Source organism: Streptomyces sp. NPDC023838 (assembly GCF_040639555.1).
Classification (GTDB): Bacteria; Actinomycetota; Actinomycetes; order Streptomycetales; family Streptomycetaceae; genus Streptomyces.
The window spans coordinates 42,690-65,817 of sequence record NZ_JBFAAD010000005.1; the positions used below are offsets into that span (position 1 = coordinate 42,690).

Consider the following 23,128-nt stretch of genomic DNA (forward strand, 5'->3'; position numbering starts at 1 on the left):
GGGGCACCGCCCCGGCCGCGGCCGTGACCGCCATGAGGCGCGATGTCCGATGCCCCATATGATCGCGTTTCATGGGAGAAGTCCGCTTGACCACCGAAGGATTGAACCGGAGCACCGTCCGGTCGCGACGCAGTGCGGCATTCGCCGTCTGGTACCTGCGCGCCGTGACGTTCATCAACTTCCTGAGCGCCGTGTGGGTTTCCCTGGGCCAGGACCTTCGGCGTCACAACACGGACAACTATTTCACGCCGTACCTGCTCGACGCGGGGTTCGCCTCGGGCGTGTTCACGTTGTTCCTCGCGGTCACCATGCGCCGCCGCAAGCGTGCCGCCTGGATCCTCAACATGGTGCTCAGCAGCCTCGTCCTGCTGCTGTTCGCGTTCGTCATGGTCTTCCCGGAGATCCGGCAGTACGCGCAGAACTGGGTGTCGCTCGTGCTGACCGCCGCCTTCGTGCTCGCGCTGCTGCTCGGGCGCCGCGAGTTCTACGCCAAGGGCGACCGCGCCAACCCCAGGCTCGCGGCGGTCGTCGCGGTCGGCGGGCTGCTGCTCACCTCGCTGCTGGCCGCGCTCCTGGTCACGGTCACCAACACGTACCAGGGCAGCCAGCACTCCACGTTCCTGGGCCGCTGGCGGTACGGCGTGATGCGGCTCGTCTCGCTGGTCCCCGACGACCACGACATCACCGGGATCGACACCCCGGGCTGGGTCAACGTGGCCATCAACGTCCTGTCCACGCTGCTGCTCATCGCCGTGATCTACGCGGCCTTCCGCAACCGCAAGGCCGTCGACCCGATCTCCGTCGAGGACGAGGAGAGGCTGCGCGCGCTCCTGGACAAGCAGGGCGAGCGCGATTCGCTCGGCTACTTCGCGCTGCGCCGCGAGAAGAGCGTCATCTGGTCCCCCACCGGCAAGGCGGCCGTGGCCTACCGGGTGGTGGGCGGCGTCTCGCTGGCCTCCGGCGACCCGATCGGCGACCCCGAGGCGTGGCCCGGCGCGATCGAGCCGTGGCTGGCCGAGGCGCGCGAGCACGGCTGGACCCCGGCGGTGATGGGCGCCAGCGAGGAGGCGGGCACCATCTACGCCCGGCACGGCCTGGACGCGCTCGAACTCGGTGACGAGGCGCTCGTGGAGACCGCCGACTTCACCCTGGACGGCCGCGCCATGCGCACCGTGCGCCAGGCGTACAACCGGGTGAAGCGTGCCGGGTACGAGGTGAGGATCCGCCGTCACGCGGACATCCCTGCCGATGAGATGAGCGAACTGCTGCACAAGGCCGACGACTGGCGCGACGGCGCCACCGAGCGCGGTTTCTCCATGGCCCTGGGCCGTCTGGGTGACCCGGCCGACGGTCAGTGCGTGATGCTGGAGTGCACCGACGGCGACGGCGCCCTGCGGGCCGTCCTCAGCTTCGTGCCGTGGGGCCCGAACGGGCTCTCCCTCGACCTGATGCGCCGCGACCGGGACTCGGAGAACGGCCTGATGGAGTTCATGGTCATCGAGCTCCTCCAGCGCGCCAAGGAGATCGGGATCACTCAGGTCTCGCTGAACTTCGCGATGTTCCGCTCCGTCTTCGAACGTGGCTCCAAGCTCGGCGCCGGACCCGTGCTGCGGCTGTGGCGCTCGCTGCTCAGCTTCTTCTCCCGCTGGTGGCAGATCGAGTCGCTGTACCGCGCCAACGCCAAGTACCGCCCCATCTGGGAGCCCCGCTTCATGCTCTTCGAGAAGTCCGCCGACCTGCCGCGCATCGGTATCGCGGCCGCGCGCGCCGAAGGCTTCCTGGAGGCGCCCGGGCTGCCCAAGTGGCTGCACCGCAAGCACCTGGAGTCCCAGAGGTGAAGGTCCCCCGCTCCCTGACGGGCAACGGACCAGTACGTCGGTTCGCCCGGCGGGAGTGGGGTCCGCTCCACCTGGCCGTCCGCTACGCGCTCACCACACAGCGCTGGCGGGCGGTCCCCATGACGCTCGGCGCGGTCGCTTTGACATCGTTGTTCCAGCTGGTGCAGAACCAGCCCTGGGGCTTCAGACCGGTCCAGGTCCTCGGCTCGGTGAAGGCCGAGGACGAACTGTGGATCTCCCTGCTGCGCACCCCGCTCTCCCTCTTCGTCCCGGCCCTGGACCTGCCGGTCTGGGGCGCGCTCGTCCAGCTGCTGCTGGTCTTCGGGGTCGCGGAGATCTGCATCGGCCGCCGCCACACCCTGCTCATCGCGTACGCGGCGACCCTGGCCGGGACGATGTACGCGCGCGTGGGCATCGCGCTGGGCCCCGACAGCGTCCTGGGGCTGCCCGCCTCGGACGCCAAGATGGTCGACACCGGCCCCTCGGCCGCGGTGGTGGGGCTCGCGGTGTACGTGTGCTGGCGGTACCGGGCGTACTGGACGGCCGGGATCGTGGCCGCGTCGATGGCCGGCGAGGTGCTGATCAAGGACAACCTCGCGGGCAAGGAGCACATCGCGGCGCTCATCGCGATGGGGGCGCTGTGCTGGATCACCGCCGTACGCCAGAAGCGCCGCCGTGCCCGCGCCGCTCAGGGGCGGCGCACCGGCAGCCTGTCCGGGGCACCGCCGATAAAGTCCTGAGCCCGGCGCCGCAGCCGCGTCCAGCGCCGGTCGTGCCGGTAGACGCGCACGGCCGACCGGGCGCGGGCCCGGGGACGGTTGCGGTAGAACCGGCGGGCCCAGGGCGAGCCGGGCCGGGCGAGCCGGATCGCGCCGACGAGCGCCACGAACGGGATCAGCGTGCCCATGATCGCGAGCCGGAACTTGCCCTTGAAGAGCGCGAGCAGCACGAAGCAGAAGTTGATCCCGAGGGTGAGGATGAACGACGCCCGGTCGTGCTGCTCCTGCGCCGTCATGTCGTTGACGCCGAGCGGCGAGAACCCGCCGAGGGCGAGCAGGACGAGGGCGGCGGTCAGCACCACCACCTCGACGCTCTTGCGGCCCTGCTCGGTCCAGTAGACGTCGTCCAGGTGCAGGATCAGCGCGAACTCGTCCAGGACCAGGCCCGCGCCGACGCCGAAGACCACGGCGAAGACAGCGGCGCCGATCCCGTGCCGCCCACTGCCGACCGCCCCGAACCCGCCCAGCACGGTGAGGATCACCCCGGGCACCACATGGTGGATGTGCATCCCGCCCGGCTTGATGTTGCGGAACGGGCCGCGCCCGGCCCGGATGAGCCGGGTGATCGTACGGGTGACGAGGAAGGTCAGCACGAACGACGCCAGGGCGAGCAGCATCGGAAGCTTGCCCGGCTCGACGAAGTTCCGGTTGAACCAGCTCATCCCCATCCGCCCTGTATTGGAACAGTGCACGCAATATGCGCAATTTACCCCTGTGGGGCGGGGGACGGCGCCCGGGATACCCTGCGGCCGATGAATCCCATGGACGGCATACGGTTCGCCTTCGGCACGCTCACCGCGCTCCCGGTCCGGGTCACCCGCTGGGACAGGGAGGCGGCCCGCGCCGGAATGCTCTGGGCGCCGCTGGCGGGCCTGGTGATCGGCGCCTGCGCGGCGGCCGCCGGGGGCTTCTTCCTCCTCCTCGGCTCGGGCCCGCTGCTCGCCGCCGTCGCCACGGCCGCGGTCCCGGCCGCGCTCACCCGGGGCCTGCACCTGGACGGTCTGGCGGACGTGGCGGACGGCCTGGGCAGCGCGAAGCCCGCGGAGGACGCGCTGCGGATCATGAAGCAGTCGGACATCGGCCCGTTCGGGGTACTCACCCTGGTCTTCGTCCTCCTGGGCCAAGTGGCCGTCCTGACCGAGCTGTACGCGGAGAGCTGGGCCCGGGGCGCGGTGGCGACGGCGGTGGCGGCCGTGACGGCCCGCCTGACCCTGACCCTGACGTGCCGCCCCACGGTCCCCCCGGCCCGCCCGGACGGCTTGGGCGCGGCGGTGGCGGGCGTGGTTCCCCCGCGGGCGGCGGCGGGGGTGGCGGTGCTGGTCGCGGCCGGGTGCGCGGCGGGGGCGTGGGCACTGCTGGGCCTTGGCGCGGCCCTCCACCACGGCCTGGCGGTGGTAGCGGGCCTGCTGGCGGCCCAGCTGCTCCTGACACACTGCGTACGCCGCTTCGGCGGGGTCACGGGGGACGTGTTCGGCGCGGTTGCCGAGACGGCGACGACGACGGCCCTGATCGTGTCGGTGCTGGGCGCGGGCTAGCCCGCGACACCAGGTGGCTCGTTTGTCCGCGGGCCGTCTGTGGCTGGGCCGAACGTGAGCCTCAACAGGCCCGGCGCCACACCCCCAGCTCCAACTCCTTCCGCATCGCGCTCAGCCGCAACCCCCGCGCCGCATCGCAGAACTTCCCCGGCGCCAGCTTGTACTCCACGTTGAAGACGGCTTTCCCCGCCTTCACGAACGGCGCCAGCCGATCGCATTCACCGAACTCCGCACACTGCTCGTTCACCGCGAAGTCGAAGTCCCCCACCAGCTCCGGGATCTGGTCGAGGTCGTTCTTCAGCCCCACCGCCAGCCCCCGCTCGTGGGCGAGCCGCGCGACCAGGCGGTTGTACGCGAGCTGCTGCGCCCCCGTGAGCGGGAAGCCGGTCTCGTTGTCGTAGCCGTCCATGTTGTCCGGCTCGACCGCGTCGAACCCCTTCTCCCGGCACATGTCGAACCGCTTGGCCATCAGCGGCCCCAGGACGTCCGTGCGGCGGACGTCGAGCCAGCGCTCGCCCTTCCAGCCGTTGCTCTTGCCGAGCACCGACCTGGGGAACCGACCGGCGTCCGGGCGGAAGTCCTCCCAGGCGCCGGTGGAGACGTAACAGATGACCTTGCGTCCGCGCCGGTGAAGATCGTCGACCTGCGCCCGGGACACGTTGAAGCCGTCGACGTCGTACACCGGCACGTCCACCGTCGGGTCGAGCTTCCCGGTGAGCTGCCACTGCCAGGCCAGGCCGGGCCGGGGCTGCCAGCGGGGGCCGCCCGGGGTGGGCGCGGGGCCGGAGGGCCCGGGGGACCCGGTGGGGGCGGGCGCGGCGCTGGACTCGTCCGGACCGGGTTTCTCGTCCTCGTCCGAGGACGACGAACACCCCGCCACCAGAAGCAGCAGCAGGACCAGCGCGAGCGGGAGGCGGCGTCTCATCGGGCGGGCTCCAAATGATGCGGCAGGGTGCCCCAGGGGTGCGGGACGTCGCCCGGCACCGCGCAGTGCACGGACGTGGTGAGCCGGGCGCCGGGCGGGGCCGCGTACACGAGGTGGCAGAAGCGCTCGGGCGGATGGCCCAGCGTCCACGCCGGGGCGCGCACCTCGGGATAGGCCGCCCAGGTGCCCTCGAACGTGACGAGCAGGTCCGCGAGGCCGGCGTAGCCGGGGTCGGGGTGGGCGCCGTGGTTGAGGACCAGCGTGCGGGCCCCGGCCGCGCGGGCCGCGACCGAGAGCCGCCGGTAGTGCGCGAGGAGCGCCGGGTCGGTGGCCGCCTGGTCGAGGAAGGCCCCGTCGGCCCCGTACCAGTCGCGGTGGCGCAGCAGGTCGCGTACGACGTCGGCGTGCGGGCGGCGGCCGTAGTCCGTGTCCGCGTAGCCGAGGACGGGGACACCGGCCGCCCGCAGCCGCGCAGCGGCCTCGGCGAACGCCGGGTCGGGGGCCTCGCCCGCGCCATTGGCGGGGTTGAGCACCACGCCGTACAACCGGGGGGCCGCCGCGATCAGCGTCTCCCAGGCCTCGGGCCGCTCGGCGGGGTGGTCGTAGAACGGGACGAGGAGGTTCCTCCCGGCATCCCGCGCGTGCGTGGCGTGCGTGGCGTGCATGGTGTGCGTGACTTCCGTCCTGATGTGCGCGGGGTCGCCGCGCGGGGCCTCGTACGCGGTCATACCCGGTGGGCCGTCACCCGACCCAGCAGCGCCGTCACGAGCCCGGCCAGCACCACCGCCGCCACACCCGCCACCACCGGCCCGACCGTACGGGGGTGGCCCGCGCCGGTCGCCAGGGCGAGGACCTGCACCCCGGCCGCCGCGCAGCACACGGCGGCGGCGCTGCGTACCGCCCCGAAGGACTGGAGGAGCAGCGCCGTCCACAGCACCGTGCCGGTGAGCAGCAGCCCGGTGAGGCGGAGCGCGCCCAGTTCGGGCGAGCCGGGCCACAGCAGCGTTCCGGCGAGGGTGAGGGCGGACAGCACGGCGAGGTAGCCGCCCAGACAGACCGTGATGGTGATGACGATCGCCTTGCGGAAGCCGTACGCGGTGGTGCTCGCCCGCAGCCCGGCCCGGCTCTCGCTGCGGAAGCGGTACAGCAGCCACTCGGCGGGCCCCATGCTCAGGGTGAGCGCCACGGCCGAGGGCGCGGCCACGGCCGAGCCCGCCCCGTCGGCGAGCACGTCCCCGACGGCCGCGTAGAGCACCAGGACCCCGGTGCCCAGGCCGAACAGCGCGTACGGGACGCAGGCGGTGAGGGGCGGTCCCGGCCGGTCGTCGGCCGCTCCCCCGGCGCCGCGGCCCGCACCGGCCAGCGCGCGCCGGGCGAAGCCGGCCGCGGCGGCGAGCGAGAACAGCAGCAGCCCGGCGCGCAGCGCGTCCGGCAGGTCGTAGCAGACGGTCGGGGCGGCGCCCGCCGCCATCGGCAGCAGCGCGCACAGCAGGTCCCGCTCGCGCCCCAGGGCGAGCAGCACGGTCGCCGCCGCCAGGTACCCGGCCTGCCCGGCGGCGAAGGCGGCCGCGGGCAGTTCGCCGGGCCCGCTCGCCACCAGCGCCACCAGGGAGCTCAGCACGGCCCCAAGCGGCGCCCCGGTGCGCAGCGCGGCGGCCGCGGCGGGCCGGTCGCCCAGGCCGAGCCAGGAGTACGCCCGGTGCGCGAGCCCCTGGTTCCACATCCAGCCGGTGACGGCCCCGGCGATCAGCGGGACCGTACCGGCGGGAAGGCCGTACCCGTCCGTGGGACCGGCGAGCAGCGGCGCGCCCAGCACGTACGCGAGGCCGGGCAGGGCGAAGACCAGGCCGCGCAGGAGGCAGGCGGGCAGGTCGGCGTGCCAGGGGGCGCCGCCCGTGTCCGCGGCGGGCGGGTAGCGGCGCTCCACGCGCGCGTAGAGGTCCTCGGCGAGCTCGAAGGAGTCCTGGCGGCCGTAGGTCATCCGTATGTGGTCGTCGGTCATGCCGTCGGACTCCAGGATGGCCGCGACCTCGTCCGGGTGGACGGCGGCGGCGATCAACTCCTCCAGACGGGCGGCCAGTTCGTCGACGGGGTCCGCGGCGGCGCCGTGCGGGCGCTGACGCGGGATGAAGGGCAGGGTGTCCTGCCCCTCCTTGCCCAGCCAGAGCGAGCCGCTCACCAGACGGATCCGTCCGAGGCCAGCTCCCGGTACCAGGGGTCGGCGAGTTCGAGCGTCCAGTCGTCCGACTCCTCGGGCACCTCGATGCGCGGCTCGGCGGCCGCCGCGTACCGGGGTACGGGTTCAGGGGCTCCGGCGAGCTCCAGATAGATCCGGCGGAAGCCGTCCACGGACCGGTGCAGCGTGAACTGGTCGACGACCCGGCTGCGGGCCAGCGCGCCCAGTTCGGCGCGCCGTTCGGGGTCGCGCAGCAGCGACAGCGTGGCCTCGGCCATCAGCGCGGGCTCGCGCGGCGGCACCACCAGACCGGCGTCCCCGACGGCCTCGCGCACCCCGCCCACGTCCGTGGAGACCGTGGCGCGGCCGCAGGACATCGCCTCTATCAGCGAGAAAGGGAACCCCTCACTGATGCTGGAGAGCATCACCACGCTCCCCGCCGCGTACGCGCCGGCGACATCGCTGACGCGGCCCTCGTAGCTGATCCCGTCGGTGACGCCGAGTTCGGCGGCGAGCTTCTCCAGGCGGGTCTTGTAGTCGGCGCCGCCCGCCGGGACGCCGCCGAAGAGCCGCATCCGCACCTCGGGCATCTCCACGCGGACCATCGCGTACGCCCTGATCAGCGTCTCCAGGTCCTTGATGGGGTCGATCCGGCCCGCCCAGCTCAGGGTGGGCACGGCGGGATCGGGGCCGGCGTGCGGGAAGAGGCTGGGGTCGACGCCGTTGTAGACCGTCCTGATGCGGTCCACCGGCGCCCCGCCGCGCTCCTCCCAGCGGCGGTTGTACTGGTTGCACGGGGTGATGAGGTCGGCCTGGCGGTACCCCATCGAGTTGAGCTCGCGGTAGAAGCTGAGGATCACCGACTTCACCGGCCAGGTCTGCTCGCCCGTGCGGTAGCCGAGGTAGCGCTCGCGCAGATAGATGCCGTGTTCGGTGAGGAGGAAGGGCACGCCGTCGAAGTGCTGGGCGGCGAGCGCGGGCAGGGTGGCGAGCCCGCTGCTGACCGCGTGGGCCACGCAGTCCTCCGGGAGCCGGGCGGTCAGCGGGCGCAGCGCGTGTTCGAGGAGGTCGGTGGCGGTCAGGGCGTCGTGCACGGTGGGCCGTGCGTCGGCTATCCGCAGGTGCGGCATGGTCCAGATCCACATCAGCGACCGCAGCGCGGCCTCCGAGCGCAGCGCCGCCGAGAGCCGCCCGGCCCGGGCCAGCCGCGCCAGGGCGTACAGCCCCTGGGCGAAGTCGCAGCCGGACTCCGGGTCGAGCATCGAGAGCAGGAACCGCTCGTAGACATCTGTGAAACGGCGCCGCTCCTTGCCGAGGAGTGGCCGCCGCCGCCCCGGCACCGGCCCCCACAGGGGGAACGCCGTGTGCCGGTACACGTTCGGCGGAAGCTCCCAGGTGACCGGCTCACGGCCGCTGCCGGTGAGGGCCAGGACATTGAAGTCGACCTCCGGCATACCGCGGACGAGCTGGTCGCACCAGGTGCTCACGCCACCGTGAATGTGCGGATAGGTGCCTTCTGTGAGCATGGTGACATGACGGCCACTGCTCGGCATTGGTGTCCCCCCTGGACAGCGAATGTCAGTCGGCCGGTCAGGCCGGAAGCTTCAGCGTGACCGCCGCCTGCAGCGATCCGGGTGAGGACCAGGCGGAGCGCTGACCCGCGTACGGCGTGCCGAACACGGTGGTACCGAGGAGCTGTTGCTGACGGGTGCCCTCGGGAGCGGTGATGGGTGCCACCACGCCCGCCGGCGCCTGGACCGTCACGGTGGTGCCGATCCGATACGCCGTGACCTTGCCGTCCGCCACCGCCTGGGCCCACGTGGACTGGCGGCTGAGTTCCGTGCCGATGTCCCGCTGGCGCAGGTTGACGACGGGCGCGCTGTCCGCGAACAGCCCGCGGTAGTCGCCGAGCACCTTGTCGAGCACCGGGTAGAGGAGCCTCTCCTCGGCGAGGTTGGACTGGTGGACATAGTGCGGCCGCGGGTCGTTGCCGAGCACGTGGCGCAGTGCGGTTCCGGCCTCCTGGGGAACGATGTGGGACTGATACCCGGTGGCCGTGTCCAGCGGCGCCGCCAGGCAGGTGGACGTCGGGTTGTCCTCGCAGATCCCGCTGCCGCCGTCGGCCTTGGACGTGTAGATCCAGTTGTACTCGTCGGTCATCTCGGCCGACTTGCCGACGTTGTAGTACACGTTCATCGGGTAGCGCGGCACGGTGAGGGCCTTGCCGACCGGGCGCTGCTGCGGCTCGCGCGAGTTGTCGCTCCCGGTCCACTTGACCCCGGCGTCGAGGAGACCGGCGGCCAGGTTGGGATTGTCCTGGGGCTGCTGCGGCAGGGTCTTCAGGCCGGAGTGCTCCCCGGTGACCAGCTCGGTGCGGTCGACCGGAAGGCCCTTCTGCACGGCCCACTGGTAGTTGTTGTTGATCTGGCCGGAAATATCGCTCCGGCTCACCCACTTGGTGCTGCCGTCGGCGTTCTTCGCGCACGTCCAGGGGACGGTGGTGGTGTCCTGGACGCAGCCGAGGAACTCGTGCGTGTAGGTGTGGTTCTCCCAGCGGAACTTGGCCTTGTCGGCGAGCAGCTGGGCGGCGAGCGCGTCGGTGCCGCCGTGCTCGGCCTTCCACTCCTCCCCGGAGCCCGCGTTGAACAGCATGTCCAGGGTGAAACCGCTGGTCTGCTCCCACTGGGCGGCGTACTGCGCGTCGGCCGCCGTCATCCGGATGTCGCTCGTCTGACCGCCCCCGCCGGCGCAGTCGAAGTCACCGGGCGTGCAGTTGAGCGTGGTGTCCCAGCGGGCGTCCGGCGCGAGGACGTCGTCGACGTGCACGGCGAAGTAGTTGCGGCTCTGTCCGAGATGTACGCCCTGGGTCAGCCATTCCACCATGCCGCGGGCCAGTACCTTGAACTGCTCCTGGTACTGGTTGTAGGCGAAGGTGACGACGAGTTCGCTGCGCCCGTCGTGGGTGTAGGAGCCCACCAGGGAGCCGCCGGTGGGTGCGGTGAGATAGCTGGTGTAGCCGTCCCGGGGATGGCCCGCGTAGCCGTAACTCTCCGAAACCACCGCGGAGTTGTCCTCGAAGGGCACCGGACCGTCGAGGTAGCCGAAGGGGCCCGTCAGGCCCTGCGCCGTGACCTGGGTCCTGGCGCCGTCGAGCACGCCGGCCCAGCCGCCGCTCTGGTCCGTGTAGTCGAGCCCGACCTCGGGGTGGGCCCAGGTGTAGGCGTCGATCTGGCGGATGCCGAAGGTCTTCTCGTACGCCGCGAGCGCGGTCTGCTCGGGGGCATCGGCGGCGCCGAACGGGATCTCGTTGGGCGCGACGACGCCCTGGAACTTGGCGCGGGGCCGCCCGTTCACCGTGTCGCTCAGGAACGCCGCATCCACGGTCTGGCGCCCGGCGTCGTTCAGTCGCACCGTCTGGTACGGCAGCCCGATGCTCTTCAGCTGGGCCGTCAGCGCGTCCACCGCGCTGCCGCCGTCGTCGAGGACGAGCACCTTGAGGTCGATGCGCGCGGGTGTCGCCGTCGTGTCGGCCGCGGCCGCGGGTATGCCCGCCGCCAGGACGCCGACGGCGAACAACGCGGCCGCGGTTCTGCCCGCTTTCAAGCGGTATGCCTTCTTCATGTTCCCCCCTCATGGGGGTCCTTCCGCATGCGTGCGCACATTGGAGGACCTGTGGAGATGATGCAAAGGAGCCTCGTGCGCCCTTGCCCGAACGGGCCGAGTGTGACCGAGCTCTCACAGTCTGTCGGGCAAACATTGAAGAGACACCACGGATGAGTGAATTGCCGCCGCCGTGATCGAAGCGCATCTGCGCGCGTACGCTCGTATCCGCGCCCAACTCGGCCGATTTACGATGCGCCGGGGCACAGCCGACCCATCCCTCGGCTCGGAAACTCAACGGAAGAGAGACTTCACCACCGTGACTGCTCTGACTCTCAGCACTGCCGGTGCCGCGACGCTGCGCGCCGACGCCATCGTCGTCGGCGTCGCCAAGGGCGCCGGGCCCAAGGCGGGGACGGTCGTCGCTCCGGGCGCCGAGGCCGTGGACAAGGCGTTCGGCGGCAAGCTCGCCGGCGTCCTGGAGACCCTGGGCGCCTCCGGGGCCGAGGGCGAGGTGACCAAGCTGCCGTCGCCGTCCGGCCTGAAGGCACCGGTCGTGCTGGCGGTCGGACTCGGCAGGGCTCCCGAGAAGGACGAGGCGTTCGCCGCCGAGGTGCTGCGCTCCGCCGCCGGCACCGCGGCCCGCGCGCTCCACGGCACCAAGAAGGCCGCGTTCGCGCTGCCCGTGGAGGCGGCCGAGGACGTGGCGGCCATCGCGGAGGGCGCGCTGCTCGGTGCGTACGCCTTCACCGCGTACCAGGACGGCGGCAAGAGCGCGAAGGCGCCACTGGCCGACATCGCCCTGCTCGGCGCCAAGCCGCGTGACAAGGCTCACAAGGCGGCCGCCGAGCGCGCCGTGATGCTGGCCGAGGAGATCAACCGCGCCCGCGACCTGGTGAACACCCCGCCGAACGACCTCTACCCCGAGTCCTTCGCCGCGGTCGCCACCGCGGCCGGCAAGGAGCACGGCGTCAAGGTCCAGGTGCTCGACGAGAAGGCGCTCACCAAGGGCGGCTACGGCGGCATCCTCGGCGTCGGCGCCGGCTCGGAGAACGCGCCCCGCCTGGTGCGCATCGCCTACACCCACCCCGCCGCGGCCAAGTCGCTCGCGTACGTCGGCAAGGGCATCACCTACGACTCGGGCGGCATCTCGCTGAAGCCGGCCGGCCACAACGAGACGATGAAGTGCGACATGGCCGGCGCCGCCGCCGTCTTCGCCGCCGTCGTCACGGCCGCCCGCCTCGGCCTGAAGGTGAACGTCACCGGCTGGCTGGCGCTCGCCGAGAACATGCCGTCCGGCACCGCCACCCGCCCGGGCGACGTGCTGCGCATGTACAGCGGCAAGACCGTCGAGGTCCTCAACACCGACGCCGAGGGCCGGCTCGTGCTGGCCGACGCGCTGGCCAAGGCCTCCGAGGAGAACCCGGACGCGATCGTCGACGTGGCGACCCTGACCGGCGCCATGATGATGGCGCTGGGCAGCCGCACCTTCGGTGTGATGGCCAACGACGACGCCTTCCGCACCGCCGTCCACGAGACGGCCGAGGACGCCGGCGAGCAGTCCTGGCCGATGCCGCTCCCCGCCGACCTGCGCAAGGGCATGGACTCCCCGACCGCCGACATCGCCAACATGGGCGAGCGGATGGGCGGCGGTCTGGTGGCCGGTCTGTTCCTGAAGGAGTTCGTGGGCGAGGGCATCACCTGGGCCCACCTGGACATCGCGGGCCCGGCCTACAACGAGGGCGCCCCCTTCGGCTACACCCCCAAGGGCGGCACCGGCTCCGCGGTCCGCACCCTGGTCCGTCTCGCCGAGCGCACCGCCGACGGCGACCTGGGCTGACGCCGTGGACACGAACGGCCTCGGGCACGGGCCCGAGGCCGTTCGTGTGCACCACCCGGACCCGTCCGGATTCCGCTCTGGACGAAATCCGTAGGTACGTACATGGCTGCCGCCCTCCCAACGGGACGATCAGCCGTCTCAGAGCCCGGCCCCGCGTCCCGCCTTCCGGCAACAAGTGCGAAGATGGGTTCTCGGCAGGACAGGGCCCCCACCACAGGGCCGACGAAGACAGCGGCCGAACACCAGCCGCCGCCCGGTCACGGGACCGGCGCCCGGCGCACATGCATGGAGGACGTGACGTGGCGAACGACGCCAGCACCGTTTTCGACCTAGTGATCCTCGGCGGTGGCAGTGGCGGCTACGCCGCGGCCCTGCGCGGAGCGCAGCTGGGCCTGGACGTCGCACTGATCGAGAAGAACAAGCTCGGCGGCACCTGCCTGCACAACGGCTGCATCCCCACCAAGGCCCTGCTGCACGCCGGTGAGATCGCCGACCAGGCGCGCGAGGCCGACCAGTTCGGTGTCAAGGCCACCTTCGAGGGCATCGACATCGCGGCCGTCCACAAGTACAAGGACGACGTGATCTCGGGCCTCTACAAGGGCCTCCAGGGCCTGGTCGCCTCCCGCAAGGTGACGTACATCGAGGGTGAGGGCCGCCTCTCGTCGCCCACCTCGGTCGACGTCAACGGGCAGCGCGTCCAGGGCCGCCACGTCCTCCTGGCGACCGGCTCCGTGCCGAAGTCGCTGCCGGGCCTGGAGATCGACGGCAACCGCATCATCTCCTCGGACCACGCGCTGACCCTGGACCGGGTCCCGCAGTCCGCGATCATCCTGGGCGGCGGCGTCATCGGCGTCGAGTTCGCCTCGGCGTGGAAGTCCTTCGGCACCGACGTCACGGTCGTCGAGGGCCTCAAGCACCTCGTCCCGGCCGAGGACGAGAACTCCTCGAAGCTTCTTGAGCGCGCGTTCCGCAAGCGCGGCATCAAGTTCAACCTGGGCACCTTCTTCCAGAAGGCCGAATACACCCAGAACGGTGTCAAGGTCACGCTGGCCGACGGCAAGGAGTTCGAGGCCGAGGTCCTCCTCGTCGCCATCGGCCGCGGCCCGGTCTCCCAGGGCCTCGGTTACGAGGAGCAGGGCGTCGCGATGGACCGCGGCTACGTGCTGGTCGACGAGTACATGCGCACCAACGTGCCGACCATCTCGGCCGTCGGTGACCTCGTCCCGACCCTCCAGCTCGCGCACGTCGGCTTCGCCGAGGGCATCCTGGTGGCGGAGCGTCTGGCCGGTCTCAAGACCGTCCCGATCGACTACGACGGTGTGCCGCGCGTGACGTACTGCCACCCCGAGGTCGCCTCCGTCGGTATCTCCGAGGCCAAGGCCAAGGAGATCTACGGTGCGGACAAGGTCGTCGCTCTGAAGTACAACCTCGCGGGCAACGGCAAGAGCAAGATCCTCAAGACCGCGGGCGAGATCAAGCTCGTCCAGGTCAAGGACGGTGCCGTGGTAGGCGTCCACATGGTCGGTGACCGTATGGGCGAGCAGGTCGGCGAGGCCCAGCTGATCTACAACTGGGAGGCTCTGCCTGCCGAGGTCGCGCAGCTCATCCACGCGCACCCGACGCAGAGCGAGGCTCTCGGCGAGGCCCACCTGGCGCTGGCCGGCAAGCCGCTGCACTCCCACGACTGATTGCCCTCGGGCGCGACGACCACTTCCGCAAATCTGTAAGGAGAAACTGAAACCATGTCGGTTTCCGTAACCCTTCCGGCGCTCGGCGAGAGCGTCACCGAGGGCACCGTCACCCGCTGGCTGAAGGCCGAGGGCGAGCGCGTCGAGGCCGACGAGCCGTTGCTCGAGGTCTCGACCGACAAGGTCGACACCGAGATCCCGGCCCCCGCCTCCGGCATCCTGGCCTCCATCAAGGTGGCCGAGGACGAGACCGTCGAGGTCGGCGCCGAGCTGGCGATCATCGACGACGGCTCCGGTGCTCCGGCCGCCGCCCCGGCCCAGGCCGAGGCCCCCGCCGCCGAGCAGCCCGCCGCCGCTCCCGCCCCGGCCCCCGCGGCCGAGGCTCCGGCCGCCCCGGCGCCCGCCGCCGAGGCCCCGGCTCCGGCCGCCGCCCCGGCCGGTGGCGCCTCCGGCACCGACGTGACGCTGCCCGCCCTGGGCGAGTCCGTCACCGAGGGCACCGTCACCCGCTGGCTGAAGCAGGTCGGCGAGGAGGTCGCCGAGGACGAGCCGCTCCTCGAGGTCTCCACCGACAAGGTCGACACCGAGATCCCCGCCCCGGTCGCCGGTGTGCTGCTGGAGATCGTGGTCGGCGAGGACGAGACCGCCGAGGTCGGCGCCAAGCTGGCAGTCATCGGCGCCGCCGGTTCCGCGCCCGCCGCGGCCCCGGCCCAGGCCGCCCCGGCTCCGGCCGCCGCTCCGGCTCCGGCCGCTCCGGCCGCTCCGGCCCCGGCTGCCGCTCCGGCGCCCGCCCCGGCCGCTCCGGCTCCGGCTCCGGCCGCCCCCGTGGCCGCGCCGGCTCCGGCCGCGCCCGCCGCGCCCGCCGCGCCGGTCGCCGCTCCGGCTCCGGTGACCCCGGCTCCGGCCCCGGTCGCCACCTCCGGTGACGACGGTGCGTACGTCACGCCGCTGGTCCGCAAGCTCGCCTCCGAGTCCGGTGTGGACCTGGGCGCGGTCAAGGGCACCGGCGTCGGCGGCCGCATCCGCAAGCAGGACGTCATCGCCGCGGCCGAGGCCGCCAAGGCCGCCGCCCCGGCGCCGGCCGCCGCCGCTGCCCCCGCCGCGAAGGCCGCCCCCTCCCTGGAGGCGTCCCCGCTGCGTGGCCAGACGGTCAAGATGACCCGGATGCGCAAGGTCATCGGCGACAACATGATGAAGGCCCTGCACTCGCAGGCGCAGCTCACCACCGTCGTCGAGGTGGACATCACCAAGCTGATGAAGCTGCGCGCGGCCGCGAAGGACTCCTTCGCCGCCCGCGAGGGTGTCAAGCTGTCCCCGATGCCGTTCTTCGTGAAGGCGGCGGCCCAGGCGCTGAAGGCCCACCCGGTCATCAACGCCCGGATCAACGAGGACGAGGGCACCATCACGTACTTCGACTCGGAGAACATCGGCATCGCCGTGGACTCCGAGAAGGGTCTGATGACGCCGGTCATCAAGGGTGCGGGCGGTCTGAACCTCGCCGGCATCTCCAAGGCCACGGCCGAGCTGGCCGGCAAGGTCCGCGCCAACAAGATCACCCCGGACGAGCTGTCCGGCGCGACCTTCACGATCAGCAACACCGGCTCGCGCGGTGCGCTGTTCGACACGGTCATCGTGCCGCCGAACCAGGTCGCCATCCTGGGCATCGGTGCCACGGTCAAGCGCCCGGCGGTCATCGAGACCGCCGAGGGCACGGTCATCGGCATCCGCGACATGACCTACCTGGCGCTCTCCTACGACCACCGTCTGGTGGACGGCGCCGACGCGGCCCGCTACCTGACGGCCGTCAAGGCGATCCTGGAGGCCGGCGAGTTCGAGGTCGAGCTCGGCCTGTAGGACGCGCGACCGTACGGTCTGTGACGAAGGCGCCCCCGCCCGGAGTGATTCCTGGTGGGGGCGCCGCCGTATTGTCTTAGAGGTCACCGCTCGCGTGAAGGAGCTCGTCATGACCCCGCCCGTCGTCCACTCGCTGCGCGAGCAGATCCGCGAGCACATCGTGGAGGGGATCGTCAGCGGCCGCTGGAAGCCGGGTGAGCGGATCGTGGAGCGCCGGATCGCCGTCGAGCTCCAGGTGAGCCAGACGCCCGTCCGGGAGGCCCTGCGGGAGCTGGAGTCCCTCCGCCTGATCGAGTCGGCCCCCAACAAGGGCGTACGCGTACGGAACCTGACGGCGGCCGACCTGGAGGAGAGCTACCCCGTCCGGGCGGGCCTGGAGCAGATCGCGGCCGAGCTGGCGGCGGACCGTCTCGCGGCGGACTGCTCGACGCTGGAACCGCATGTGGCGGCCCTGTACGAGGCGGACGCGGCGGCGGACGGGACGGCGCAGGTGCGCCATACGGTGGGGTTCCACCGGGAACTGGTCCGCGCGGCGGACAACAGCGTGCTGCTCCACACGTGGGAGGGGCTGGGAATCGAGGTCTTCACGGCTCTGTCGATCCGGTGGCTGGGGACGGTGCAGAAGTCGTACGCGGAGGAGCACCAGGAGTTGGTGGAGGCGTTCCGGCGCCACGATCCGCGGATCGGCACGCTGGTGAAATCCCACGTCTTGGGCTGCGCGCCGCGGGCTTGACCGGGGGAGGCCCCCGCCCCACCCCGCCCCTTCCCGCTGTGACATGTGCGGCTCCGCCGCGTGGCCTCCAACCCCCACCCAGCCGCTGACGGCCGAGGACCCGGGGCTCGGCCCCGTGAGGGGACCCCGCTCATACTCCGGCGCCCCCGCTCATCCGAACCCCTCCCCACCTGCGAAAACAAGGCACCCCGTGCCCCCATCCACGGCACCCTGTGCCGACTTTCCCGATATCAAGGAGTTTTTCGCTCAACGCTTTGATCGATCATCGATCGTCGGCTTACAGTCAACGGCGGACTTACCCGGTCCACCGCCCTGTCCTGCCAGACAAGGCACCCCTTATCTCCACCCCCCTCCTGTCCGGAAGGCGGCGATCATGATCGACCCCACGCCCAAGTCTCCGAGCGAGCTCGACCAGCTCCCGGACCGTGACACCGAGGAGACCGCCGAGTGGGCGGCCTCCCTCGATGCCGTCGCCAAGGCCGCCGGCCCGCACCGGGCCGCGTATCTGATGCGCCGCACGCTCCAGCACGCCGAAGGCGCGGGCCTGGCCCTGCCGAAGCTGCTGGAGACGGACTACGTCAACACCATCCCCACCTCCGCCGAGCCTGCCGTCGACGGCGACGAGGAGATGGAGCGCCGGATCACGGCCTGGAACCGGTGGAACGCCGCCGCGATGGTCACCCGCGGCGCCAAGCACGGCGTCGGCGGCCACATCGCCACCTTCGCCTCCGCCGCCTGGCTGTACGAGACCGGCTTCAACCACTTCTTCCGCGGGAAGGAGGCCGACGGGTCCGGCGACCAGCTCTACATCCAGGGCCACGCCTCCCCCGGCATCTACGCCCGCGCCTTCCTCGACGGCCGTCTCAACGAGACGCACCTCGACAACTTCCGGCAGGAGTCCGGCGGCAACGGCCTGCCCTCCTACCCGCACCCCCGCCGCCTCCCCTGGCTGTGGGAGTTCCCGACCGTGTCGATGGGTCTGGGGCCGCTCTCCGCCATCTACCAGGCCCGGTTCAACCGGTATCTCACCAACCGGAACATCAAGGACGTCTCCGGCTCCCACGTGTGGGCCTTCCTCGGTGACGGCGAGATGGACGAGCCCGAGTCGACCGCAGCACTCGCGCTCGCCGCGCGTGAGGGCCTCGACAACCTCACCTTCGTCATCAACTGCAACCTGCAGCGCCTCGACGGCCCCGTCCGCGCCAACTTCAAGATCGTGCAGGAGCTGGAGGCCCAGTTCCGCGGCGCCGGCTGGAACGTCGTGAAGTCGCTGTGGGGCGGCGCCTGGGACGAGCTGTTCGCGCTCGACACCACCGGCGCCCTCGTCCGCCGGCTCCGCGAGGTCCCGGACGCGCAGGTGCAGACGTACCAGACGCGTGACGCGGCCTACATCCGCGAGGACTTCTTCGGCAAGGACCCGGCCCTCGTCGAGATGGCCAAGCTGCTCTCCGACGACAAGATCCTGGAGTGCTTCCACCTCTCGCGCGGTGGTCACGAGCCCCGCAAGGTCTACGCCGCGTACAAGGCCGCCCTGGAGTTCAAGGGCGCGCCCACCGTCATCCTGGCGCAGACCGTCAAGGGCTTCACCCTCGGTGAGGGCTTCGCGTCCAAGAACGCGAACCACCAGATGAAGAAGCTCTCCAACGACGAGTTCAAGAACATGCGGGATCTGCTGGAACTGCCGATCTCCGACTCCCAGTTCGTCGACGGGGTCGTTCCCTACGGGCACCCCGGCGCCGACTCCCCCGAGGTCCGCTACCTCCAGGAGCGGCGCGCCGCCCTCGGCGGCCCGGCACCGGCCCGCCGTACGCACGCGCTCGCCCCGCTGCCCGCCCCGGCCGACAAGGCGTTCGCCGCCTTCGACAAGGGCTCCGGCAGCCAGTCCATGGCCACCACCATGGCGTTCGTCCGGCTCGTCAAGGACCTCATCCGCGACAAGGAGACCGGCAAGCGCTGGGTCCCGATCGTCCCGGACGAGGCCCGTACCTTCGGCATGGAGTCGCTCTTCCCCTCGCTCGGCATCTACTCGCCGAAGGGGCAGACGTACGAGCCGGTCGACCGCGACCAGCTGATGTACTACCGCGAGGCGAAGGACGGCCAGATCCTCAACGAGGGGATCACCGAGGCCGGTTCGATGGCGGACTTCATCGCCGCGTCGTCCGCGTACGCGACGCACGGCGAAGCGATGATCCCGTTCTACATCTTCTACTCGATGTTCGGCTGGCAGCGCACCGCCGACCAGATGTGGCAGCTCGGCGACCAGCTGGGCCGCGGCTTCCTGGTGGGCGCCACCGCCGGTCGTACGACGCTGACCGGTGAGGGCCTGCAGCACGCCGACGGCCACTCGCCGGTGATCGCCGCGACCAACCCGGCGGCGCTCACCTACGACCCGGCGTTCGCGTACGAGATCGGCACGATCGTCAAGGACGGTCTGCGCCGGATGTACGGCGAGGCGGCCCCGGGCGAGGACCAGAACGTCTTCTACTACCTCACCGTCTACAACGAGCCCATGCCGCAGCCCGCCAAGCCGGCCGGGATCGACGAGGGCATCATCAAGGGCCTCTACCGCTTCAACACGGCCGAGTCGGCCGGGCTGAACGTGGCGGCCGCCAACCCCGCGCGCATCCAGCTGCTCGCCTCGGGCACCGCGATCCACTGGACGCTCCAGGCCCAGAAGCTGCTCGCCGAGGAGTGGGGCGTGGCCGCCGACGTGTGGTCCGCGACCTCCTGGACCGAGCTGCGCCGGGACGCCCTGGAGGCGGACGCCGCGCTGCTGCGCGGCGAGGAGCGCGTGCCGTACGTACGCCGGGCGCTGGCCGGTGCCGAGGGCCCGGTCCTCGCGGTCAGCGACTACATGCGCCAGGTCCCGGACCAGATCGCGCAGTGGGTCGAGCAGGACTACTCCTCGCTCGGCGCCGACGGGTTCGGCCTCTCCGACACCCGTGACGCGGCCCGCCGCCACTTCGGCGTCGACGCCGAGTCGATCGTGGTCGCGGCCCTGGCCCAGCTGGCCCGCCGCGGCGAGGCCAAGGCCTCGGCGGTCAAGGAAGCCCGCGAGCGGTACGGCCTGTAAGGCCACAGGACGCGGTGTACGCCCGAGGGGCGCGGCTCTGGCCGTGCCCCTCAGGCGTTTGCGCGCGCCCCCTTTTTGGCCCGGAGTTCGTCTGCGGGTGGTTGGTGGGTTGCTCGCGCAGTTCCCCGCGCCCCTAAAAGATGCGGGGTGCAGCGGCCGCAACCCCTCAGGGGCGCGGGGCTGTGACATGTGCGGCTCCGCCGCGTGGGCGCGACCAGCCCAAACGGACCGCAACCGACCGACGGCCAGGCTTTTAGCGGCGCGGGGCTGTGACATGTGCGGCTCCGCCGCGTGGGCGCGACCAGCCGCCCGCTCACCCGCAGACAAAGACCGGGCCATCATGGGGCACATGCGTGCCGCCCGGCTCATCAGAATGGTTCTGCTTCTCCAGTCGCGTCCCTCAATGTCCGCCTCCCAGCTCGCCCGCGAGCTCGACGTGTCCGAGCGGACCGTCACCCGGGACGCGCAGGCGCTGGCCGAGGCGGGGGTGCCGGTGTACGCGGACCGGGGCCGGGCCGGGGGCTACCGGCTGGTCGGCGGCTACCGCACCCGGCTCACCGGGCTCGGCAAGGACGAGGCGGCGGCGCTGTTCCTGTCCGGGGTGCCGGGCGCGCTGCGGGAGATGGGCCTGGAGGACGCCGCCTCGGCCGCGCGCCTCAAGGTGTCGGCGGCGCTGCTCCCCTCGCTGCGGGACGCGCCCGCGAGCGCCGGGCGCCGCTTCCATCTGGACGCGCCCGCCTGGTGGCAGGAGCCGGGCACGCCCGAACACCTGCCCGCCGTGGCCCGTGCCGTATGGGCGGACCGGGCGGTGGAGGTGGTCTACCGGCGCCGGGACGGGGAGGTCGTGACGCGCCGCCTGGAACCGTACGGGCTCGTCCTCAAGGCCGGGGTCTGGTACGTGTGCGCCCGCGCCGGCGGGGAGCGCCCGGACTTCCGGGTGTACCGGCTCGACCGGTTCGACGAAGTGGCCGACGGCGAGGACGGTTTCGTACGGGACGAGTCCTTCGATCTGCCCGGGTTCTGGGCCGAGCGGGCGGCCGGGTTCGCCCGGGCGACGCTCAAGGAGACGGTAGTCGTACGGGTGTCGGAGGCCGGGGCCGCGCGGCTGCCGTACGTCACGGGCGACCGGAAGTCGGTCCTCGCGGCCCTGGAGGCGGCGGCCGGGGAGGCGGACGCGCGGGGCTGGGTGACGCTCGCGCTGGCCGTGGAGTCGTACGACGTGGCGTTCGGCCAGCTCATGCAGCTGGGGCCGGAGGTGGAGGTGCTCGAACCCGCCGCGCTGAGGGAACGGTTCGCCGGGGCGGCCCGCGCGATGGGCGAGCTCTACGGCCGTGACCCACGGGGCGACTGATCCGATCCGGCCGCCCGAAGGGCTGATTTGCGCGGCTCCGCGTGCGCGCCCACCCGCCAGCCACGATGCTGGATCCCGTGATGGACGAGACGGAATTCTGGGAGCTGATCGACAGCACCCGCGCGGACGCCGAGGGCGACCCCGAGGACCATGCGGAGCTGTTGGTGGAGCGCTTGCTGCAGCTCGACCCGGAATCCGTCCTGGACTTCGCCCGGCACTTCGAGGCCCGCTACAACCGCGCCTACGCCTGGGACCTGTGGGGCGCGGCGGCCGTGCTGCTCGGCGGCGCCAGCGATGACGCGTTCGACTACTTCCGCTGCTGGCTGATCGGCCAGGGCCGGGAGGTGTTCGAGGGCGCGGTGCACGACCCGGACCACCTCGCCGAACTCCTGGACGACTTCGACGAGGAGATCGACGGCGACGGCGAGGACCTCGGATACGCGGCGGACGAGGCGTACGAACAGCTCACCGGGGCCGTGGCGCCCGATCTCGGCATCTCGCCCCAGCCCTCCGAACCACTGGGCACCCCGATCGACTTCGAGGACGACCGCGCCCTGGCGGAACGGTTCCCCCGCCTGTGGGAACGATTCGGCACGTCGGTCTAGGACTGCGCCCAGGATTCCGGGTGGCCGTCCGTCGGCGCCAGGGCCAGCAGGGCCACGTCGTCCTTGGCGCGGCCCGCGTACCGGACGAGGTCGTCGCGTACCGCCTCGGTGAGCGTGGCGAGGCCGTCGCGCGGGGCCAGCGCGGCCAGCCGTTCCGCGAGGGGGTAGAACGCGCCGGCCTCGTCGCGCGCCTCGGTCACCCCGTCCGTGTACGCGAGGATCCTGTCCCCCTCGGCGAGCTTCACCCGTAGCTCGCGGGGCGGCGCGAGGTCCGTGAGGCCGAGGCCGAGCGGCGGCGCGGGCTCGGCGGCCAGTTCGGCGGCGGTGCGGCCGCGCAGCAGGAACGGCCCGGGGTGGCCGCAGCTCACCACCCGTACGACGGGCTCGTGCGGCGGGAACTCGAGCAGGAGCGCGGTCGCGAACAGCTCGCCGTGCCCGTCCGGTCCGGCGTCGATCACCAGGCGGCGGTCGAGGCGGGCGGCGACGCCCGGCAGCGTGGGCTCGTCCAGGACCGCCTCGCGGAAGGCGCCGAGCAGCGCGGCCACCGTGCCGACCGCCGCGAGGCCGTGGCCCTGGACGTCCGCGATCACCGCCCGTACGCCGTGCGGGCCCTCGCGCACGTCGTAGAAGTCGCCGCCGACCAGCGTGCCGCGCTGGGCGGCCTGGTAGAGCCCGGCGCAGCGCACCGGCCCCACCGCGTCCGGCAGCGGCGGCAGCACCGCGAGCTGGGCGGCCTCCGCGACGGTACGGACGGTCACCAGCTGGTGGTCGCGGCGCTGGCGCACCCAGGCGACGACGACGCTGAAGACCACGACGACCGCGAGGGTGAGGACGTCGCCGGGGTGCGGGTACCAGTCGTGGGTGTGCGGCAGCAGGACGCCGACGAAGGTGACGGCGGCCAGGACGACGGTGCCGATCGGGCCGTAGGCGAAGGCGGCGAGCGGCGGCACGGCGGCCAGGAAGTAGCCGAGCTCGACCCCGTTGGGGGTGGCGAGCTGGGCGGCCGTGATCCCGGCGAGGACCACTACCGGGAGCGCCCGCTGCCACAGCGGCCGGGGAGCGACCGGCAGCAGCCCGGACACGCCCTCGTCCACCATGGGAAGCTCCTCGGCCGCCGGGTTTCTGCTGTTG

General features: G+C 72.1%; 17 protein-coding genes. 10 read left to right on the forward strand and 7 right to left on the reverse strand.

The genetic code is table 11. The features are described 5' to 3' along the window. Positions 1–71 precede the first annotated feature (71 nt). On the forward strand, positions 72–1,838 hold the full coding sequence (locus tag AB0G17_RS08045) for a phosphatidylglycerol lysyltransferase domain-containing protein (protein WP_361377321.1): 1,767 nt from the start codon (positions 72–74) through the stop codon (positions 1,836–1,838). Continuing rightward, positions 1,835–2,578, forward strand: coding sequence for a hypothetical protein (locus AB0G17_RS08050; RefSeq protein WP_361377324.1), 744 nt, complete (start codon positions 1,835–1,837; stop codon positions 2,576–2,578). Before AB0G17_RS08045 ends, AB0G17_RS08050 begins: the two co-directional genes overlap by 4 nt. Here AB0G17_RS08050 and AB0G17_RS08055 read toward each other — a convergent pair. After that, on the reverse strand, positions 2,527–3,285 hold the full coding sequence (locus AB0G17_RS08055; protein WP_361377327.1) for a hypothetical protein: 759 nt from the start codon (positions 3,283–3,285) through the stop codon (positions 2,527–2,529). The genes AB0G17_RS08050 and AB0G17_RS08055 overlap by 52 nt on opposite strands. 84 nt (positions 3,286–3,369) lie before the next feature. On the opposite strand from AB0G17_RS08055, the gene AB0G17_RS08060 reads away from it, so the two are divergent. Further along, positions 3,370–4,152 (forward strand): adenosylcobinamide-GDP ribazoletransferase, encoded by a 783-nt coding sequence (locus AB0G17_RS08060; protein WP_361377329.1) that lies wholly within the window; start codon positions 3,370–3,372, stop codon positions 4,150–4,152. Between the two features lie 61 nt (positions 4,153–4,213). Here the strand turns inward: AB0G17_RS08060 and AB0G17_RS08065 are convergent, their stop codons facing one another. From AB0G17_RS08065 to AB0G17_RS08085, 5 genes are read right to left on the reverse strand one after another with little or no spacing between them, the layout of a single operon-like run. Then, positions 4,214–5,077: an endo alpha-1,4 polygalactosaminidase gene (locus AB0G17_RS08065; protein ID WP_361377332.1), complete on the reverse strand. Its 864-nt coding sequence runs from the start codon at positions 5,075–5,077 to the stop codon at positions 4,214–4,216. Further along, positions 5,074–5,742: a spherulation-specific family 4 protein gene (locus tag AB0G17_RS08070; RefSeq protein WP_361378042.1), complete on the reverse strand. Its 669-nt coding sequence runs from the start codon at positions 5,740–5,742 to the stop codon at positions 5,074–5,076. Before AB0G17_RS08070 ends, AB0G17_RS08065 begins: the two co-directional genes overlap by 4 nt. A 59-nt stretch (positions 5,743–5,801) precedes the next feature. Beyond that, a complete protein-coding gene (locus tag AB0G17_RS08075; protein WP_361377335.1) occupies positions 5,802–7,256 on the reverse strand; it encodes a hypothetical protein in 1,455 nt (484 codons plus the stop codon). Continuing rightward, complete coding sequence (pelF, locus tag AB0G17_RS08080; protein WP_361377338.1) at positions 7,253–8,806, reverse strand: GT4 family glycosyltransferase PelF; 1,554 nt, start codon at positions 8,804–8,806, stop codon at positions 7,253–7,255. Before pelF ends, AB0G17_RS08075 begins: the two co-directional genes overlap by 4 nt. 37 nt (positions 8,807–8,843) lie before the next feature. Continuing rightward, positions 8,844–10,874 carry a hypothetical protein gene (locus AB0G17_RS08085; RefSeq protein WP_361377341.1) on the reverse strand — a complete coding sequence of 677 codons (2,031 nt, stop codon included), beginning with the start codon at positions 10,872–10,874 and terminating at the stop codon, positions 8,844–8,846. Between the two features lie 298 nt (positions 10,875–11,172). Here AB0G17_RS08085 and AB0G17_RS08090 point away from each other — a divergent pair, with 298 nt between their 5' ends. The 7 genes from AB0G17_RS08090 (at position 11,173) to AB0G17_RS08120 (ending at position 21,997) form a co-directional block, all read left to right on the forward strand. Next, positions 11,173–12,693 carry a leucyl aminopeptidase gene (locus tag AB0G17_RS08090; protein WP_361377344.1) on the forward strand — a complete coding sequence of 507 codons (1,521 nt, stop codon included), beginning with the start codon at positions 11,173–11,175 and terminating at the stop codon, positions 12,691–12,693. 299 nt (positions 12,694–12,992) lie between these two features. Then, complete coding sequence (gene lpdA, locus AB0G17_RS08095; RefSeq protein ID WP_361377347.1) at positions 12,993–14,381, forward strand: dihydrolipoyl dehydrogenase; 1,389 nt, start codon at positions 12,993–12,995, stop codon at positions 14,379–14,381. Positions 14,382–14,435: 54 nt separating this feature from the next. Next, positions 14,436–16,235, forward strand: a complete 1,800-nt coding sequence (gene sucB / locus AB0G17_RS08100) for a 2-oxoglutarate dehydrogenase, E2 component, dihydrolipoamide succinyltransferase (protein WP_361377350.1) — start codon at positions 14,436–14,438, stop codon at positions 16,233–16,235. Positions 16,236–16,344: 109 nt separating this feature from the next. Next, positions 16,345–16,968 carry a GntR family transcriptional regulator gene (locus AB0G17_RS08105; RefSeq protein WP_361377353.1) on the forward strand — a complete coding sequence of 208 codons (624 nt, stop codon included), beginning with the start codon at positions 16,345–16,347 and terminating at the stop codon, positions 16,966–16,968. A gap of 373 nt (positions 16,969–17,341) precedes the next feature. After that, positions 17,342–20,041, forward strand: coding sequence for a pyruvate dehydrogenase (acetyl-transferring), homodimeric type (gene aceE / locus AB0G17_RS08110; protein ID WP_361377356.1), 2,700 nt, complete (start codon positions 17,342–17,344; stop codon positions 20,039–20,041). A gap of 349 nt (positions 20,042–20,390) precedes the next feature. Then, the gene (locus AB0G17_RS08115) at positions 20,391–21,392 is read left to right on the forward strand and encodes a WYL domain-containing protein (protein WP_361377359.1); all 1,002 of its coding nucleotides are present in this window, start codon (positions 20,391–20,393) and stop codon (positions 21,390–21,392) included. A gap of 80 nt (positions 21,393–21,472) precedes the next feature. Next, positions 21,473–21,997, forward strand: coding sequence for a DUF4240 domain-containing protein (locus AB0G17_RS08120; RefSeq protein WP_361377362.1), 525 nt, complete (start codon positions 21,473–21,475; stop codon positions 21,995–21,997). Here AB0G17_RS08120 and AB0G17_RS08125 read toward each other — a convergent pair. Then, positions 21,994–23,094 carry a PP2C family protein-serine/threonine phosphatase gene (locus AB0G17_RS08125; protein WP_361377365.1) on the reverse strand — a complete coding sequence of 367 codons (1,101 nt, stop codon included), beginning with the start codon at positions 23,092–23,094 and terminating at the stop codon, positions 21,994–21,996. The genes AB0G17_RS08120 and AB0G17_RS08125 overlap by 4 nt on opposite strands. Positions 23,095–23,128 lie beyond the last annotated feature (34 nt).

Coding starts and splice junctions, on each gene's coding strand:
- AB0G17_RS08115 (WP_361377359.1), top strand. CDS start 20,391: ATGCGTGCCGCCCGGCTCATCAGAATGGTTCTGCTTCTCCAGTCGCGT.
- AB0G17_RS08120 (WP_361377362.1), top strand. CDS start 21,473: ATGGACGAGACGGAATTCTGGGAGCTGATCGACAGCACCCGCGCGGAC.
- AB0G17_RS08085 (WP_361377341.1), bottom strand. CDS start 10,874: ATGAAGAAGGCATACCGCTTGAAAGCGGGCAGAACCGCGGCCGCGTTG.
- AB0G17_RS08045 (WP_361377321.1), top strand. CDS start 72: ATGGGAGAAGTCCGCTTGACCACCGAAGGATTGAACCGGAGCACCGTC.
- AB0G17_RS08055 (WP_361377327.1), bottom strand. CDS start 3,285: ATGGGGATGAGCTGGTTCAACCGGAACTTCGTCGAGCCGGGCAAGCTT.
- pelF (WP_361377338.1), bottom strand. CDS start 8,806: ATGCCGAGCAGTGGCCGTCATGTCACCATGCTCACAGAAGGCACCTAT.
- AB0G17_RS08065 (WP_361377332.1), bottom strand. CDS start 5,077: ATGAGACGCCGCCTCCCGCTCGCGCTGGTCCTGCTGCTGCTTCTGGTG.
- AB0G17_RS08060 (WP_361377329.1), top strand. CDS start 3,370: ATGAATCCCATGGACGGCATACGGTTCGCCTTCGGCACGCTCACCGCG.
- sucB (WP_361377350.1), top strand. CDS start 14,436: ATGTCGGTTTCCGTAACCCTTCCGGCGCTCGGCGAGAGCGTCACCGAG.
- AB0G17_RS08105 (WP_361377353.1), top strand. CDS start 16,345: ATGACCCCGCCCGTCGTCCACTCGCTGCGCGAGCAGATCCGCGAGCAC.
- aceE (WP_361377356.1), top strand. CDS start 17,342: ATGATCGACCCCACGCCCAAGTCTCCGAGCGAGCTCGACCAGCTCCCG.
- AB0G17_RS08070 (WP_361378042.1), bottom strand. CDS start 5,742: ATGCACGCCACGCACGCCACGCACGCGCGGGATGCCGGGAGGAACCTC.
- AB0G17_RS08125 (WP_361377365.1), bottom strand. CDS start 23,094: ATGGTGGACGAGGGCGTGTCCGGGCTGCTGCCGGTCGCTCCCCGGCCG.